Origin of the sequence: Leisingera sp. ANG1, from assembly GCF_000203975.2 — a bacterium.
Classification (GTDB): domain Bacteria; phylum Pseudomonadota; class Alphaproteobacteria; order Rhodobacterales; family Rhodobacteraceae; genus Leisingera.
Map to the genome: position 1 here is coordinate 25,543 of NZ_AFCF02000002.1, position 15,650 is coordinate 41,192.

At 57.4% G+C, this 15,650-nt stretch carries 18 protein-coding genes; 10 read left to right on the plus strand and 8 right to left on the minus strand.

What is annotated here, in order from left to right:
- Positions 1-67: 67 nt before the first annotated feature.
- Entirely contained in the window at positions 68-1,183 is a 1,116-nt protein-coding gene (locus GC1_RS05595; protein WP_019295327.1) for an alpha/beta hydrolase, read from the plus strand.
- Between the two features lie 6 nt (positions 1,184-1,189).
- Here the strand turns inward: GC1_RS05595 and GC1_RS05600 are convergent, their stop codons facing one another.
- The 3 genes from GC1_RS05600 to GC1_RS05610 are packed head-to-tail and all read right to left on the minus strand — an operon-like array spanning position 1,190 to position 3,483.
- Complete coding sequence (locus GC1_RS05600; RefSeq protein WP_019295326.1) at positions 1,190-1,777, minus strand: Smr/MutS family protein; 588 nt, start codon at positions 1,775-1,777, stop codon at positions 1,190-1,192.
- On the minus strand, positions 1,778-2,830 hold the full coding sequence (gene mltA, locus GC1_RS05605) for a murein transglycosylase A (protein WP_019295325.1): 1,053 nt from the start codon (positions 2,828-2,830) through the stop codon (positions 1,778-1,780).
- A complete protein-coding gene (locus GC1_RS05610) occupies positions 2,827-3,483 on the minus strand; it encodes a Tim44/TimA family putative adaptor protein (RefSeq protein WP_019295324.1) in 657 nt (218 codons plus the stop codon). Before GC1_RS05610 ends, mltA begins: the two co-directional genes overlap by 4 nt.
- 115 nt (positions 3,484-3,598) lie before the next feature.
- On the opposite strand from GC1_RS05610, the gene GC1_RS05615 reads away from it, so the two are divergent.
- Together GC1_RS05615 and secB are read left to right on the plus strand one after the other, a co-directional pair.
- On the plus strand, positions 3,599-4,099 hold the full coding sequence (locus GC1_RS05615) for an FxsA family protein (RefSeq protein ID WP_019295323.1): 501 nt from the start codon (positions 3,599-3,601) through the stop codon (positions 4,097-4,099).
- Between the two features lie 55 nt (positions 4,100-4,154).
- On the plus strand, positions 4,155-4,643 hold the full coding sequence (gene secB, locus GC1_RS05620; protein WP_019295322.1) for a protein-export chaperone SecB: 489 nt from the start codon (positions 4,155-4,157) through the stop codon (positions 4,641-4,643).
- Between the two features lie 71 nt (positions 4,644-4,714).
- Here the strand turns inward: secB and dnaQ are convergent, their stop codons facing one another.
- Genes dnaQ through GC1_RS05640 form a run of 4 tightly spaced genes read right to left on the minus strand, consistent with a single transcriptional unit; the run spans position 4,715 to position 7,455 of the window.
- Positions 4,715-5,443, minus strand: coding sequence for a DNA polymerase III subunit epsilon (dnaQ, locus tag GC1_RS05625; RefSeq protein WP_019295321.1), 729 nt, complete (start codon positions 5,441-5,443; stop codon positions 4,715-4,717).
- The gene (gene coaE / locus GC1_RS05630; RefSeq protein WP_019295320.1) at positions 5,436-6,029 is read right to left on the minus strand and encodes a dephospho-CoA kinase; all 594 of its coding nucleotides are present in this window, start codon (positions 6,027-6,029) and stop codon (positions 5,436-5,438) included. The genes dnaQ and coaE overlap by 8 nt, the downstream gene beginning before the upstream one ends.
- Positions 6,026-6,859 (minus strand): shikimate dehydrogenase, encoded by an 834-nt coding sequence (locus GC1_RS05635; protein ID WP_019295319.1) that lies wholly within the window; start codon positions 6,857-6,859, stop codon positions 6,026-6,028. The genes coaE and GC1_RS05635 overlap by 4 nt, the downstream gene beginning before the upstream one ends.
- Entirely contained in the window at positions 6,856-7,455 is a 600-nt protein-coding gene (locus GC1_RS05640) for a Maf family protein (protein ID WP_019295318.1), read from the minus strand. The genes GC1_RS05635 and GC1_RS05640 overlap by 4 nt, the downstream gene beginning before the upstream one ends.
- Before the next feature lie 410 nt (positions 7,456-7,865).
- Here GC1_RS05640 and GC1_RS05645 point away from each other — a divergent pair, with 410 nt between their 5' ends.
- The 7 genes from GC1_RS05645 (at position 7,866) to GC1_RS05675 (ending at position 15,307) form a co-directional block, all read left to right on the plus strand.
- On the plus strand, positions 7,866-8,321 hold the full coding sequence (locus GC1_RS05645; protein ID WP_019295317.1) for a CopD family protein: 456 nt from the start codon (positions 7,866-7,868) through the stop codon (positions 8,319-8,321).
- Positions 8,322-8,494: 173 nt separating this feature from the next.
- A complete protein-coding gene (rho, locus tag GC1_RS05650; RefSeq protein ID WP_019295316.1) occupies positions 8,495-9,766 on the plus strand; it encodes a transcription termination factor Rho in 1,272 nt (423 codons plus the stop codon).
- A gap of 30 nt (positions 9,767-9,796) precedes the next feature.
- Positions 9,797-11,083 (plus strand): tRNA uridine-5-carboxymethylaminomethyl(34) synthesis GTPase MnmE, encoded by a 1,287-nt coding sequence (gene mnmE / locus GC1_RS05655; RefSeq protein WP_019295315.1) that lies wholly within the window; start codon positions 9,797-9,799, stop codon positions 11,081-11,083.
- Positions 11,084-11,096: 13 nt separating this feature from the next.
- Positions 11,097-12,971: a tRNA uridine-5-carboxymethylaminomethyl(34) synthesis enzyme MnmG gene (gene mnmG, locus GC1_RS05660; protein WP_029204730.1), complete on the plus strand. Its 1,875-nt coding sequence runs from the start codon at positions 11,097-11,099 to the stop codon at positions 12,969-12,971.
- Positions 12,968-13,585 (plus strand): 16S rRNA (guanine(527)-N(7))-methyltransferase RsmG, encoded by a 618-nt coding sequence (gene rsmG / locus GC1_RS05665; RefSeq protein ID WP_019295313.1) that lies wholly within the window; start codon positions 12,968-12,970, stop codon positions 13,583-13,585. Before mnmG ends, rsmG begins: the two co-directional genes overlap by 4 nt.
- On the plus strand, positions 13,578-14,387 hold the full coding sequence (locus GC1_RS05670; protein ID WP_019295312.1) for a ParA family protein: 810 nt from the start codon (positions 13,578-13,580) through the stop codon (positions 14,385-14,387). The genes rsmG and GC1_RS05670 overlap by 8 nt, the downstream gene beginning before the upstream one ends.
- A gap of 26 nt (positions 14,388-14,413) precedes the next feature.
- Positions 14,414-15,307, plus strand: coding sequence for a ParB/RepB/Spo0J family partition protein (locus GC1_RS05675; RefSeq protein ID WP_019295311.1), 894 nt, complete (start codon positions 14,414-14,416; stop codon positions 15,305-15,307).
- On the opposite strand, the gene GC1_RS05680 is transcribed toward GC1_RS05675, so the two are convergent.
- The gene (locus GC1_RS05680; RefSeq protein ID WP_019295310.1) at positions 15,297-15,650 is read right to left on the minus strand and encodes a YbaN family protein; all 354 of its coding nucleotides are present in this window, start codon (positions 15,648-15,650) and stop codon (positions 15,297-15,299) included. The two genes, GC1_RS05675 and GC1_RS05680, sit on opposite strands and share 11 nt — an antisense overlap.

Sequence of the window (15,650 nt, forward strand, 5' to 3'; positions counted from 1 at the left end):
GCTGAGCCACTGGACAATGGCGGCAGGTCGGATAGCCTGCCGCTGTTTGAGTTTGGGGGCAAATATCATGCAGGTTCTGCGCGCAGTTTGCGTATTGTTCGTGACCGTCCTCGCAGGCTGCACGGACAGGTCCTACTCGCCCACAGTTCCTGGAGCTTTGCAGCTTGGCACTGCCAAGACCGTATTTGCAGCGACCAACCGCGATCCCCTGCCGGATGGCACTTTTGGTTCTGACCGGACCGAAGGATTCAGCCTGCTTGAACTTACTGTGTCAATTCCGCCCAACCGGCAGCCTGGATCCTTGGAATTCGGATACCAGGATCCAGATCCAGCCACTGAGTTCACCATGGCCGGACGCCGGAAATTCGAGAGCGAAGCTGCCTTTTCTTCACGCCTGAACCAAGAACTGGCCAAGTTTCCGCCGCAGGAGCGGGACGTCACTGTATTTGTGCACGGCTTCAATTCCACCCAGGCCGAAACCGCGTTCCGCGCGGCGCAACTCACCCATGACATCAATGTTCCCGGGGCAACTGTCATTTATTCCTGGCCCAGCAAGGGCAAGGCGCTTGGCTATGCATATGATGCAGATAGTGTCCTGTTTGCCCGCGACGGGCTGGAGATGCTGCTGCGCAAGCTGCGTTCGCCAGGCACCGGCCGGGTTGTGGTGGTGGCGCATTCCATGGGCGGGCTGCTGACCATGGAGGCGCTGCGCCAGATCGAAATCAAGTCACCGGGATGGACCGCCCGCAACCTGGGCGGCGTGGTTCTGATGTCTCCGGACCTGGACGTTGATGTGTTCAAATCGCAGATGCAGCGCTTTGCCGAAGTCCCGCAGCCGTTTGCCATCTTCGTTTCGCAAAAGGATAGTATCCTGACCCTGTCGCAACGGCTGCGCGGATTGAACGGGCGGGCAAGGCTGGGCAATCTCAACAATATTGAGGAAATCAGCGACCTTCCGGTAGAAGTCATTGATACGACGGCCTTTGCCGACGAAGCGGAATCGCAGCATTTTGTTGCTGCCAGCTCACCGGCGCTGCTGGCGCTGCTGAAAGGCGCCCGGCAAACGGCGCAGACATTCGAACGTGATCAGGACCGTCTGCGCAGGATTTTACCGGGCCAGATCGTTATCCGGGACAGTGCCATAGAAATCGCGCTGGAAGGCCCCCCATCCAATAACCGGTGACAGCCGTCAGCGGCCCCGCCGGAGATAGACGTAATATGCACCTTCTCCGCCATGGCTGATGTGAGCCGGCGTGACCTGCAGAACCGCCTGCGACAACGGCGGCAGGGCAAGCCATTGCGGCACCTTGTGGCGCAGCACCCCGCGCGGCACCGGCATCGGGCCCGGCTCGTCCCGGTCCTTTCCCTTGCCGGTTACCACCAGCACCAGCCGCTTGCCCGATGCCTGAGCCGAAAGGATAAAGCGCGTCAGGGCAGGGTGCGCGGTGTCGATCCGCATGCCATGCAGGTCCAGCTTGCCTTCCGGCCTGATCTTGCCGCGTTTCATCCGGCGGAAGGCCTTTTCGTCCATCTGCAGCGGATCACTGGCCAGGCTACGGGCAATCGACGGCTTCAGATCATGTTTCACCGGCTTGGGTTTGGCATTGCTGCCAACCTTGAACGGCGCCAGGCGCGGTTCCGGTTGCTTGACCGGTTTGGGTTTCGGCATCGGCGCAGCTGGCGGCGTGGAGTGGGTACCCGGGTGCAACCGCTCTGTGTGCTTCACGACCTTGTGCCAAAGGTCGATCTCATCTCCTGTCAGTTTGCGCCGTGTCATTTAGATGTCTTCCGGCAGCATCGCATAGGCCCGCTGGATCGGCAGCAGAACCACCATCCGGCCCGGGTCTTTCATGGTGCCCGCGGTTTCACCCGCCGCGTCCCCAGTGCCCACAAAGATGTCGGCCCGCTGGGCACCTTTGATGGCAGAACCGGTGTCCTGTGCAATCATCAGTCTCCGCAAAGGCATGTGGCCGTCCTTTTCCACCCAGACCGGGGCACCCAGAGGTGTATAGGCTGGATCGGCGGCAATGGTCCGCATCGGGGTGACGGAGCGGTTCATGGCGCCAAGCGGCCCTTTGGAGGCTGCGACCTTGCGAACCTCCCGGAAAAACACGTAGGACGGATTGTGAAACAGCAGCTCCTTGCCGTCCGCCGGATTTCGCCGCACCCAGGACTTGATCACCTGCGCGCTGACCTGATGGGCATTGTAGACGCCGCGGCGCACCAGTTCCTTGCCGATCGACTTGTACGGATGGCCGTTGGCGCCTCCGTATCCGACGCGGATGGTCGAGCCATCCGGCAGGCGGATGCGCCCTGATCCCTGAATCTGAAGAAAGAACAGCTCTACCGGATCATCGACCCAGGCGATTTCCAGCCCGCGGCCCTGCATCACGTCACTGCTCAGGATATCCCGGCGCGGCAGCCACTGATCTGTTGCACGCGCCTCTGGGGGCATCTTGTAGACCGGATAGCGGAACCGGCCCGTGGGGTAGCGTGACCCTGTCAGTTCCGGCTCAAAATATCCGGTAAACAGGGCAGGGTTGCCGTCCTCGATCAGAACCGGACGGAAAAACAGCTCAAAAAACGCACGGGCGCCATCAGGTGACTGGGAGCGAGCCGCCTTGCACAATGCGGTCCAATCCGGATCCTTGAGGTCCCGGCAGGTTCCCAGAAAAACCTCCAGCGCGGCTGCGTGGTCATCATGTGCCCAGCCGTCAAGCTGAGCAAAGTCCAGAATGCTGGACACAGTTTCGGAGTGCGCCCCGGAGGCGGTCATCGCGGCACCTGCAATTGCAGCTGCCCCAAGTGCCCCCCGAAGCGCCGCAATCATGCGTCCGTCGCAACAAGCTGCCAGTTGGGATCATCGCTGCCCATGTTGCGAGCAAAGACCCAAGTGTCTTTCTGGCGTTTCACCGCCTTGGGGTCGCCCTCGACAATATCGCCGCCGCGGTCGCGCACGACGGAGGTAAGCTCACCCACGAAGCGCATGGTAATCTCAGCCCGGCCAGACTGCGCATCAAATTGCGCATCGGCCAGCGTCGTTTCACGCACTCCAATGAATTCGGCTTCGATCTTCAGCCCCTGGTCCTCGCGGTGCGCGACGGCTTCCACGAAGCTATCAAAAACATCCTCCGCCAGGAACGGCTGGATGTCATCCAGATTGCCGTGCTCGAATCCCATCAAGATCATCTCGTACGCACCGCGGGCGCCCTGAACGAAATCCTGCACTTGGAACGAGGGTTCAGCCCGTTTCATCGCAGCCAGGGCCTGAGCCTGCGGGCTGCCTTCAGCAACATAATCGGTGATGTCGCGGTCCGGGCCGCCTTCGATCACTTCCAGATCCGGGCGGCGGCTCTTGGTTTCGGACTTCGGCAGCGGCGGCTTTTCAAAGCCTTCGCGTGTTCCCAGAACGCTTTTCAAGCGCAGGATCAGAAACACGGCAATACCGGCCAGAACCAAAAGCTGAATCACAGGCGACTCCATGGATACCTCATGCTAGGCGTTCGTGCTTTGTTTGAAACCAAAGCGGTCAGACCTTATGTAGGTGACGGGCGGGGGCAAGTCTACCGCCCGGGTGTATGATCGCAAGGAAACCCCCATGTATCTCCTCTTGGCCTTTCTGATGGTTCCCATCATTGAAATTGCTTTGTTTATTCAGGTCGGCGGCGCCATCGGCCTGTGGCCGACCCTGGCCATCGTGGTTCTAACCGCAGTACTGGGCACCTGGCTGGTGAAAACACAGGGACGCATGGCGATGGGACAGCTGCGGTCGTCTTTTCAGCAATTGTCCGATCCGGCAGAACCATTGGCGCATGGTGCGATGATCCTGTTTGCAGGCGCTTTGCTGCTGACCCCCGGTTTCTTCACTGATGCTGTTGGCTTTGCGCTTTTGATGCCGCCGGTCCGGCTGGCGGTCTATCGCTATCTGCGTGCCCGCATCACCGTGGCGCAATTCCAGATGGGACCAGGCAGCATGCAGGGCCGCCACTATCCGGGAAGCGCTGGAAAACCGGATGACATCATCGACGGAGACTACGAAGATGTGACTCCCGGGCAGCGCCCAAGCAGCCCGTCCGGCTGGGTTGACGGGCCCCGTTGAGGTGTCCGGGCCAAGCTGTTAAGCACGGTCCAAAGCATATTTCAGGAGTATCCCGATGGCCGAAAACGGCGAAGCCCAGCAGCAGCCGCAAGTCCAGATGAACGTTCTGGCACAGTTCATCCGCGACATGTCGTTCGAGAACGTGATGGCGCAAAAAGGCACTGGTGGCGAGGTTCAGCCCGACGTCAGCGTGCAGGTTAACCTGGATGCGAAAAAGCGTTCGACTGAGAACCAGTACGAGGTGATCACCAAGCTGACCGTCGAGTCCAAGAACAAGGAAGGCGGCAACGTCCTGTTCGTGCTTGAGCTGGAATATGTCGGCGTCTTCAACATCGTCGGCGTGCCGGAAGACCAGCTGCACCCGTTCCTGCTGATCGAATGCCCGCGCATGACCTTCCCGTTCCTGCGCCGCATCGTGTCCGATGTGACACGCGACGGCGGCTTCCCGCCGCTGAACCTGGACAACATCGACTTTGTCGGGATCTACCGCAACGAACTGGCGCGCCGCCAGCAAGAAGCGGCTGCAGCCGAACCCACACAGTAAAGTCTTCGGTCTCTGAAGCAGAAAACGCCGCTGGTCTCAGCGGCGTTATTTCGTTTCCAGCCAATTTGGAGTCAGGTGGCCTTCCACAAGGCATCTTCTCCCATTTTGCCGACAAAGGCCTCATGTGCCGCCAGTTCGTCGGCCGTGATCCGCGGTGGAAGCGGAGATTGCCGCGGGGCAGGGCGCCAGTCATCCTCAACCTGTACGGAGCCTGACGAGGCGGCTTGCGTGGACAGGCCAAAATCCGGCTGCCGACCGCCAATCAGCTCAAGATACACATCTGCCAGGATTTCGGAGTCGAGCAGCGCGCCATGCAGGGTCCGGTTGGAGTTGTCGATATTGAACCGGCGGCAGAGCGCATCAAGCGTCGCCGGCGAGCCGGGAAACCGCTGGCGCGCCATTGCCAGAGTATCGATTGCCTGGTCCATCGGCAGCTTTGGCAGCCCCATCCAGTCAAGTTCCGCGTTCAGGAACTTCATATCAAAACTGGCGTTGTGAATGACCATCTTGGAGTCTTTCACAAAATCCAGGAACTTCTGGCCAACTTTGGCAAAAACCGGTTTGTCGCGCAGAGTAACCGCACCGGGTTCCGGTTTCTGGGGCGGCTCCAGCAGGTCCGGGCCAATGCCATGAACCGAGAATGCTTCTGCCGGCATTGAGCGTTCCGGGTTTATGTAAACGTGAAACGTTTCCCCGGTGGGCATGTGATTGAACAGCTCCACTGCACCGATCTCGACAATCCGGTCGCCGGAAAACGGATCAAAACCAGTGGTTTCAGTATCGAGGACGATTTCACGCATGGCCCAGCTTACTCCTGATATCTGCGAGGACCTCTGCCACCTGTGCCTCTGCGTGGTCGAGCGTGTCTGTCTCGATCACATAGTCAGCCCGAGCTTTTTTTTCCTCAATCGGCATCTGTTTTTGCAGGATATGCCGGAATTGCTCAACCGTCATCGTGCCGCGGGCCAGAACACGCTTTTGCTGAGTGCCCGCATCCACGGTCACACAGGCCACTGCGTCCATTTCTGCATCGCCGCCGGTTTCGAACAACAGGGGGATGTCGAAAACCAGGACGTCACTGATTGCCTGCGCCCGGAAAGCGGCCCGGTCCTGAGCCACCAGCGGATGCACGATACTTTCGATCCGTTTCAGAGCGTCCGGGGATTGGCCGATGATCTGTTTCAGGGCAATACGGCTGACTGCGCCATCCTCGATTGCCTCCGGGAAGGCAGCACCCATCGGCGCCACCGCGGCACCGCCTCGGCCGTAAAGCCGGTGAACGGCCGCATCGGCATCCCAAACAGCGCAGCCCTGGGCCGCAAACAGTTTGGCAGTGGTGCTTTTTCCCATACCGATAGAGCCGGTGAGGCCAAGGCTGAAACTCATCTGAGTGCCGCCGCGCGCGTGGCAGCGTCAACCTCAGGCCGGTGTCCAAACCAGCGTTCAAAGCCCGGAACCGCCTGATGCAGCAGCATACCCAGACCGTCAACCACAGTGCAGCCCGCATCCTCGGCAGTTTGCAGCAAGTCGGTTTTCAGCGGCGCATAGATCAAATCGGTCACAACAGCATTTGACCGCAGCCCGTCCAGCGGAACCCGCAGACGCGGCTTGCCCACCATGCCGAGTGAGGTTGTGTTCACGATCAGCGCGCCTTCTTCCACGATATTGCCGGCCTGAACCCATTCCACCACTTTGACACGGTTGCCAAAGTCCTTCTGCAGCTGGTCCGCCCGCTCACGCGTGCGGTTGGTCAGCAGGATTTCCGGCACACCAGCCTCCATCAAGGAAGCGACCACTGCCCGGCATGCCCCGCCAGCCCCCAAAACTACAGCCGGCCCGGACTGCGGATCCCAATCCGGCGCGCCCTGATGCAGGTTGGTGATAAAACCGTAACCGTCCGTATTATCGGCCATGATCGTTCCATCCTTGCGGAAGATCAGCGTATTAGCCGCACCGATCAGCCGCGCCCGGTCCGTCACTTTGTCAGCAATCTCCATCACCGCTTCCTTGTGCGGAATGGTGACATTCGCCCCGACAAACCCCATCTTCGGCATCGTCCGGATGGTTTCGGCAAGATCTTCCGGCTCTACATGCATGGGAACATAGTAACCGGCGATGCCGTGAGTCTTCAGCCAATGGCCATGCAGCTGCGGGGATTTGGAATGCGCCACCGGGCAGCCGATCACGCCGGCGAGCGGGATTTTTGCTTCTGTCATTGCTTGATCACCCCTTGCAAACCCAGGTAACTGATAAGCTCCATCAGCGGCAATCCCAAGACATTAAAGTAGCTGCCGTCGATGCTGGCAAACAGCCGCACACCTTCTTCTTCCAGTTTGTAAGCCCCGACCGCATGGCGAATGCTATCCCAATTGCGGGCGACATAGTCCTCAAGGTAACTGTCCGAACATTTACGCATTACCAGCCGGACCTGGCCCACATGCCGCCAGATCGGTTCACCATCCCGGTAGATCACGGCAGCTGACAATAGCATATGACGTTTGCCGCGCATCTCCTTGAGCTGGTGCAGTGCCTCCTCAGGACTGACTGGCTTGGAAAGAAGGCTCCCCTCAAAATCAAGCACCTGATCACAGCCTAGAACCAGCTTTCCAGAATGCTTCCCGCTGATTTTGCGCGCCTTTGCCTCTGCCAGCGCATCCGCGATGTCCCGCGGCGGAGCCTGTTCGGCCAATAGGGCTGACTTAATCGCATCCTCATCCAAGCGCGGTACATCGCATTCGAAATCAATACCCGCCTGACGCAGCAGATGCGCCCGGATTTCGGAACCGGAAGCCAGCACAATGTGGGCAGTCATGTGGAAAACCCCGTGGGAAAGACGCAGATCGTTTCAGGACGTTTTGTATGGTTTTCCGCGGTTAAGTAAAGACTCCAGGGGTTGACGCAAATCTCGGGATTCTGCCGGCTGAGTCGTCCTTTGTGAGTCAGGATAACTTTGAAATCGTGGATATGCCGGCTCTCCCCGGATCATCCCGTGGTTATCCCCAAGTTCAGATAGGTAAACTGATCCTTAACAACCCTTGTTTTAAGAGCGTTAACCAAATTTCCACGACTCCTGTCCCATGCACGCTGGAATCTTATCCCTGCTGGGGATAAGCGAAGGAAGATTCACTTATCCACTGGAATCCACGCACACTACAAAAACATCATCCTTCTAATATTTCTTTATTTATTAGGGTGGTCAGATCTGAACGGGGAGAACTGCCCATGGACTTGAGCGATCTGATGTTCGCGCTCTACCCATATGCCAAGTCACTTCACATCATGGCAGTACTCAGCTGGATGGCCGGTCTCTTCTACCTCCCCCGTCTGTTCGTGTATCACGTGGAGCAGGCAGAGAAGGTTCAGGAAGCAGTACCGATTTTCCTGACTATGGAAGAGAAGCTTCTCAGGATCATCATGCGCCCTGCAATGTATGTTTCATGGGCTGCAGGTCTGTTCATCGTACTGACACCCGGCATTGTCGACTGGAGCTACCTCTGGCCTTGGACCAAGGGTCTATCCGTCATCGCCATGACATGGTTCCACCACTGGCTGCTGTTCCGCCACCGGGATTTCAAAGGCGGGCGCAATACGCTGACGGGGCGGCAGTTCAGGATGATGAACGAGGTGCCGACGGTGCTGATGGCGGTGATTGTGATCTCGGTCATCTTCAAATTCTGACGCAGCGGCGCTGGGGTGGGGGCTGTGGCTGCGAAACGTTTTCAGCCGGCGTTTGACTCATCTGAAACGAGTCCCTATGTATGGCTCTCAGCGGGCCCGTCCGGGCAACCGTGTTTTCCTAACCTGTCGTGTGACCGACCCCCGGGTAAGCGGGGAGTAGAGGCCGTATCTATATGACCGTGCAATCCCTGAATCTGTCCGATCTCAAAGCCAAGAGCCCTAAAGCCCTGCTGGCGATGGCTGAGGAGCTGGAGATCGAAAACGCCTCGACCATGCGCAAGGGCGAGATGATGTTCCAGATCCTGCGGGAACGCGCGGATGAGGGCTGGGACATCGGCGGCGACGGTGTGCTGGAAGTGCTGCAGGACGGCTTTGGCTTTCTGCGCTCTCCTGAGGCAAACTATCTACCGGGTCCGGACGACATCTATGTCTCTCCCGACATGATCCGCCAGTATTCTTTGCGCACTGGCGACACGGTCGAAGGCCAGATCAAGGCGCCGCTGGAGTCGGAGCGCTATTTTGCACTGACCAATGTCACCAAGATCAACTTCGAGGAGCCTGAAAAGGCCCGTCACAAGATCGCTTTTGACAACCTGACACCGCTCTATCCGGATGAGCGCCTGAAGATGGAGATCGAGGATCCCACCATCAAGGACCGCTCTGCCCGGGTGATCGACCTGGTGGCCCCCATCGGCAAGGGTCAGCGCTCGCTTATCGTGGCGCCGCCGCGCACCGGTAAGACGGTGATCCTGCAGAACATCGCGCACTCGATCGAAAAGAACCATCCGGAGTGCTACCTGATCGTTCTGCTGATTGACGAACGTCCGGAAGAGGTGACCGACATGCAGCGCTCGGTGAAGGGTGAGGTTGTGTCCTCCACCTTTGACGAGCCGGCAACCCGCCATGTTGCAGTGTCCGAAATGGTCATCGAAAAGGCCAAGCGCCTGGTGGAGCATAAACGAGATGTTGTGATTCTTCTCGACTCGATCACAAGACTTGGTAGGGCGTTTAACACGGTGGTTCCGTCTTCAGGTAAAGTTCTGACCGGTGGCGTTGACGCAAACGCGCTGCAGCGGCCCAAGCGCTTCTTTGGTGCCGCGCGGAATATCGAGGAAGGCGGTTCGCTGACCATCATCGCCACCGCGCTGATCGACACCGGCTCGCGCATGGACGAGGTGATCTTTGAAGAATTCAAAGGCACCGGTAACTCGGAGATCGTGCTGGACCGCAAGATTGCCGACAAACGCGTGTTCCCGGCAATCGACATTCTCAAATCCGGCACCCGGAAAGAGGATCTGCTGGTCGACAAGGGCGATCTGGCCAAGACCTTTGTGCTGCGCCGGATCCTGAACCCGATGGGCACTACCGATGCTATCGAGTTCCTGCTGTCGAAGCTGAAGCAGACAAAGTCGAACTCCGAATTCTTCGACTCTATGAACACCTGATCCGGGCCGGCAAGAAAGAAGGGCCATCCCATGGACACGATCTTTGCGCTGGCCTCCGCACAAGGGAAGGCCGGGGTCGCGGTAATCCGCATTTCCGGCCCATTGGCGCTTGACGCTGGCGCGCAGATTTGCGGCGGTGAACTGCCGGCGCGGGGCACCAGTCTGCGAATCTTGCAAGACGAATCAGGTGAACGCCTGGACGAAGCTCTGGTTCTAAGCTTCTCAGCTCCAAAAAGCTTTACGGGTGAAAATACCGTTGAATTTCAAACACATGGAAGTACGGCGGTGGTCTCTGCGGTGTTGGATTCCCTGGGGCGAATCAACGGGCTTCGCATGGCTGAACCGGGGGAGTTCACCCGCCGCGCTTTGGAAAACGGCAACTTGGACCTGGCGCAGGTCGAAGGGCTCGCCGATCTGATAGATGCTGAAACCGAAGCGCAACGCAGACAAGCACAGGTCGTTCTTGCCGGCGGGCTGGGGCGATTGGCCGAATCCTGGCGTACAAGCCTGATCCGTGCCGCATCCTTGATCGAAGTCACAATCGATTTTGCTGATGAAGAGGTGCCGGTTGACGTGACCCCGGAAGTCTCTGAGCTGCTGGCACATGTTCAAGCCGGCCTCGAAAAGGAGACCGCCGGCGTTAGAATAGCAGAGCGGATTCGCAGCGGGTTTGAAGTTGCTATTGTTGGTGCTCCGAATGTGGGAAAGTCCACGCTGCTGAACGCGCTGGCCGGCCGGGAAGCCGCGATCACGTCAGAGTATGCCGGCACGACGCGCGATATAATCGAAGTGCGGATGGATCTAGCCGGCCTGCCGGTCACGCTTTTGGATACTGCCGGCCTTCGCGACACGGATGACCATGTCGAGGGCATCGGCATTGCCCTGGCCCGAAGGAGGGCTGAGGAAGCCGATCTGCGTGTGTTTCTTGCGGAAGACAGTGAAGTTCTGGACGTCGAGATGCGCGCCGGCGACATTCGCTTGCGGCCAAAGGCTGATTTGCGTGCAGAACAAGGAAATGCAATCTCGGGCCGGTCGGGGCAGGGTGTCGATCAGCTTGTTGATCATGTGTCCTCTGTCCTCAAGAGCCGTTCAGCACAGGCGGGAATTGCAACGCGTGCCCGTCACCGGGATGCGATGTTGTCGGCTCTGCTCAGCTTGACTGAAGCCCAAGACATTCTGCGGCGCGGACCGGAGTATTATGATATAGCTGCCGAAGAAATGCGTTCGGCAATCCGATCCTTGGAGATGCTTGTTGGCCGGATCGGGGTTGAAAATCTTCTTGATGAGATTTTCTCTAGTTTCTGTCTCGGAAAGTGAAGGAGTGTTTCACGTGAAACATTCATCGTATGACGTGATTGTAGTTGGCGGCGGCCACGCCGGTACCGAAGCTGCCCATGCTTCGGCGAGAATGGGCGCCGCAACTGCACTGGTGACCTTGAACCGTGACGGCATCGGAGTAATGTCATGCAACCCGGCAATTGGTGGCTTGGGCAAAGGGCACTTGGTCCGGGAAATTGACGCAATGGATGGCGTCATGGGCCGTGTTGCTGATTTGGCAGGAATTCAGTTCCGGTTGCTGAACCGCAGAAAGGGACCTGCCGTACAAGGGCCGCGGGCCCAATCGGATAGAGCTATCTATCGCCTGGAAATGCTTCGGCTGACGGAAACTCAACAGAACCTGGACATCGTGGAAGGCGAAGTAACAGACTTTCTGATGTCCGGAGAAACTGTTGCCGGCGTTGTGCTGGCTGACGGCAGCGAAATCCCAGCTAAGTCGGTTGTGCTGACCTCAGGCACGTTTCTTCGCGGCGTTATTCACATTGGAGATGTGTCGAAGCCAGGCGGCCGGATGGGAGATAAACCGTCTGTCAAATTGGCTGAGCGCCTTGATAGTTTTGAACTTCCGCTCGGTCGACTTAAAACTGGCACGCCGCCACGCTTGGATGGGCGGACCATTAACTGGGAGAGTTTGGACGCCCAGCCGGGAGATGATGATCCTGTCTTCTTTTCCTTTCTGTCTAAAACCCTGAATGCGCAGCAGGTGTCTTGCGGCATTACGCATACCAATGCCAAAACCCACGACATAATCCGCCGGAACTTGGAACGATCCGCGATGTATGGCGGACATATCGAAGGGGTCGGACCGCGGTATTGCCCCTCGATTGAAGACAAAATTGTGAGGTTCTCGGACAAGGAAAGCCATCAGATCTTTCTGGAGCCAGAAGGGGTGACGGATCACACCGTGTATCCCAATGGCATCTCCACCAGCCTGCCTGTGGAGGTGCAGGAGGAATATGTCCGGTCGATTTCAGGTCTTGAGCACGCAGACATCCTGCAGCCGGGGTATGCGATTGAGTATGACTATGTCGATCCAAGAGCGCTCCAGTTAGATCTATCGCTAAAGGATGTTCCTGGCCTTTATCTTGCAGGACAAATCAACGGAACGACTGGCTATGAGGAAGCCGCTGCGCAGGGACTGGTCGCGGGGCTCAACGCGGCGCACCGGGCCAGGGAAAGAGCGCCTATCACCTTCAGCCGGTCGAACAGCTACATCGGTGTGATGATCGATGATCTTACGACCAACGGCGTTACTGAGCCTTACCGGATGTTCACCTCAAGGGCGGAGTTCAGATTGTCCCTTCGGGCTGATAATGCGGATCAGAGGCTGACACCGATGGCGATTGATCTGGGGTGTGCCGGAGAAGAACGTCGGCGGGCCTTTGAGAAGAAGAATGAACAACTAGTCTCAGCTCGAAAGAGACTTGAGTCCGAGACTTTTACACCCAAACAGGTGGCAACTGCGGGTATCCGGATCAATCAGGATGGCAATAGGCGGACTGGTTTGGATGTTCTGGCTTTTCCTGATGTCACTTTTGAAAATGTGATCCAACTGATGCCTGACTTGGATGAAGTGGATCCGGAGATTCGCCGGCAGATGGAGCGGGACGCCCTCTATGCAAATTATATTGCGCGTCAGGAGCGGGAAATCTCCGCAATGAAGCGTGATGAAGGTCATGTGATCCCGAAGGGCTTTGTTTTTGAAGATGTCGACGGTCTTTCCAAAGAGCTTCAACAGAAGCTAGCGCGAGTGCGTCCGGAAACCCTGGCCCAAGCCGCTCGGATCGACGGAATGACTCCCGCTGCCCTTGCGCTGATCCTTGCCCGTCTTCGCAAGGGGAAATCGGGGCAGGAGAAGACTGGATGAGCAGCAAGAAGCTCCTAGATGACCTCAGTGTTTCACGTGAAACATTTGAACGCCTCGAGATCTTTGAAAGAGTTATTCGCAAGTGGAATCCGAAGATCAACTTGGTCTCCCGTTCCAGTCTTGACGAACTCTGGACGCGTCATATAGCGGATTCTGTTCAAGTTTTCCGCAGTGTCGACGCGCCGAAGCATTGGGTCGACATCGGCAGCGGCGGAGGATTTCCTGGAGTTGTGGTTGCGTTGCTCGCCGCGGATGAAACTCCGGAAACCAAGATAACGTTGATCGAGAGTGATCAACGCAAGTCTGCCTTCCTTCGAACAGCGGCCAGAGAGTGCGGCGCATCGATTACAGTCCTGAGCAGCCGGATTGAACAGGTTGAACCGCAGAGCGCAGATGTATTGTCTGCCAGGGCACTTGCCGGATTGAGTGATCTCTTGGGTTTCGCAGAGCGTCATCTCGCGGCCGATGGCGTTTGTGTGTTCCCCAAAGGTGAGAACTGGAAAAAAGAAGTGGATAACGCTCGGCAGCAATGGCGATTCGAGTTGGAAACGACTAAAAGTTTGACTGAGCCAGAAGCAGTAATCCTGAAAATCAGGGGAGTAGAACGTGTCTGATTTTTCCCGCCCGGAGGGGCCTCGGATCATCGCGGTCGCAAATCAGAAAGGCGGGGTAGGGAAGACAACAACAGCCATAAATCTTGCAGCAGCGTTGGTGGAATGCGGGCTGCGGGTACTGGTTGTCGACCTGGATCCGCAAGGCAATGCCTCCACAGGATTGGGTATTGAACCGTCGGATCGGGACCTGACGACTTATGATCTCCTTGTTGAGGACGCATCTTTGTCGGATGTTATCCGGCAAACGGAGATTGAGGATCTTTGCATTATTCCAGCGACTGTTGATCTCAGTTCTGCCGATATCGAACTATTCACCAATGAGAAGCGCAGTTTCCTATTGCACGATGCTCTTCGGCAAACGGCTATGGATGAATATGATTGGGATTATGTTCTGATTGATTGTCCGCCATCCCTGAATTTGCTGACAGTTAATGCGATGGTTGCTGCGCATTCAGTCCTAGTGCCATTGCAAAGTGAGTTCTTTGCGCTGGAAGGCGTGACACAGTTGATGCTGACGATCCGGGAAGTCCGGCAGTCGGCGAATCCGAATCTGCGGATTGAGGGAATCGTTCTGACCATGTTCGACCGGCGCAATAACCTGTCGCAACAGGTTGAGCAGGACGCACGGGATAATTTGGGTGATCTTGTGTTCCAAACGAAGATCCCGCGCAACGTGCGTGTGAGTGAGGCACCGTCTTACGCACAGCCCGTATTGAACTATGACAGCAACTCCCAGGGTGCACAGGCTTATCGCGCACTGGCAGAAGAAATCCTGAATAAACATCACAAGATAGCGGCGTAAATGCAGAATACGGACCGGAGGCAACCATGGCAGACAAAAAGACAAAACCACGCGGACTTGGCCGGGGGTTGTCGGCGTTGATGGCAGATGTGAACCCTGCGCCAGTCAGCACGCAGGCTGAAGCACCACGAAATGCGGAAATACTGGTGCCAATCGAAAATGTCATTGCCAACCCGAACCAGCCGAGGCGCCAATTCCTGCAGGAAGACCTGGATGACCTGACGGCTTCCATCAAGGAGAAGGGGGTTCTTCAGCCACTGATCGTTCGGCCCCGTCCTGGCGGGAAGTATGAGATTGTTGCTGGTGAGCGCCGCTGGCGCGCGTCGCAGGCAGCCCAGTTGCACGAAGTTCCGGTTCTGATCCGCGATTATTCCGACCTGGAGATGATGGAAGTTGCCATCATCGAAAACATCCAGCGCTCGGATCTGAACGCGATGGAAGAGGCGCAGAGCTACAAGCAACTGATGGAAAAATTCGGGCATACGCAGGAAAAAATGGCAGAGGCGCTGGGGAAAAGCCGTAGCCACATCGCCAATCTTGTGCGCCTTCTGCACCTTCCGGAAGATGTCCAAATCCTGGTTCAGGAACGCAAACTGTCCGCGGGCCATGCCCGCGCTCTGATCACTTCGGATCATGCCTCAGAATTAGCGGCAAAGATCGTGAAGGGTGGTTTGTCCGTTCGTGCTACTGAAGCATTGGTGAAAAAAGACGCGGCTGGCATTCAGGCGGCCGGTGCCAAGAAACCTCGTAAAGCTCCAGAAAAGGACGCCGATACCCGGGCACTGGAGGGCGACTTGTCAGCGATGCTGAAAATGAAGGTCTCGATCGATCACAAGCCTGGCGGTGAGGCGGGTGCGGTGACGATCAGCTATGAGAGCCTGGATCAGTTGGACGAACTGTGCAATCTGCTCAGCCGTTAGGCCTGGTCCAGATGAAGAGAAGCACGGTTGACAGAACTACTGTTTGAATCCCCAGCACGTGACCGGGGACGCCCAACAGCAGAGACAGGCCAAAGACGGCGGCAATCGACAGGGTTGCCGCCTTTTTTGCACCCGGCCGGATAGCGCCATGATCGCGCCAGTCCATGATCATAGGACCAAAGACGTTGTGATCAACGATCCAGTTGTGCAGGCGCTCAGAGGAATTTGCGAAGAAGAACGCTGCAAGAAGTAAGAATGGAACGGTGGGAAGCAGGGGGAGAACAATGCCAATGACGGCCAAGGCGACGCAGAATAATCCCAGGCCGGCGTAGAGGAAACGCAT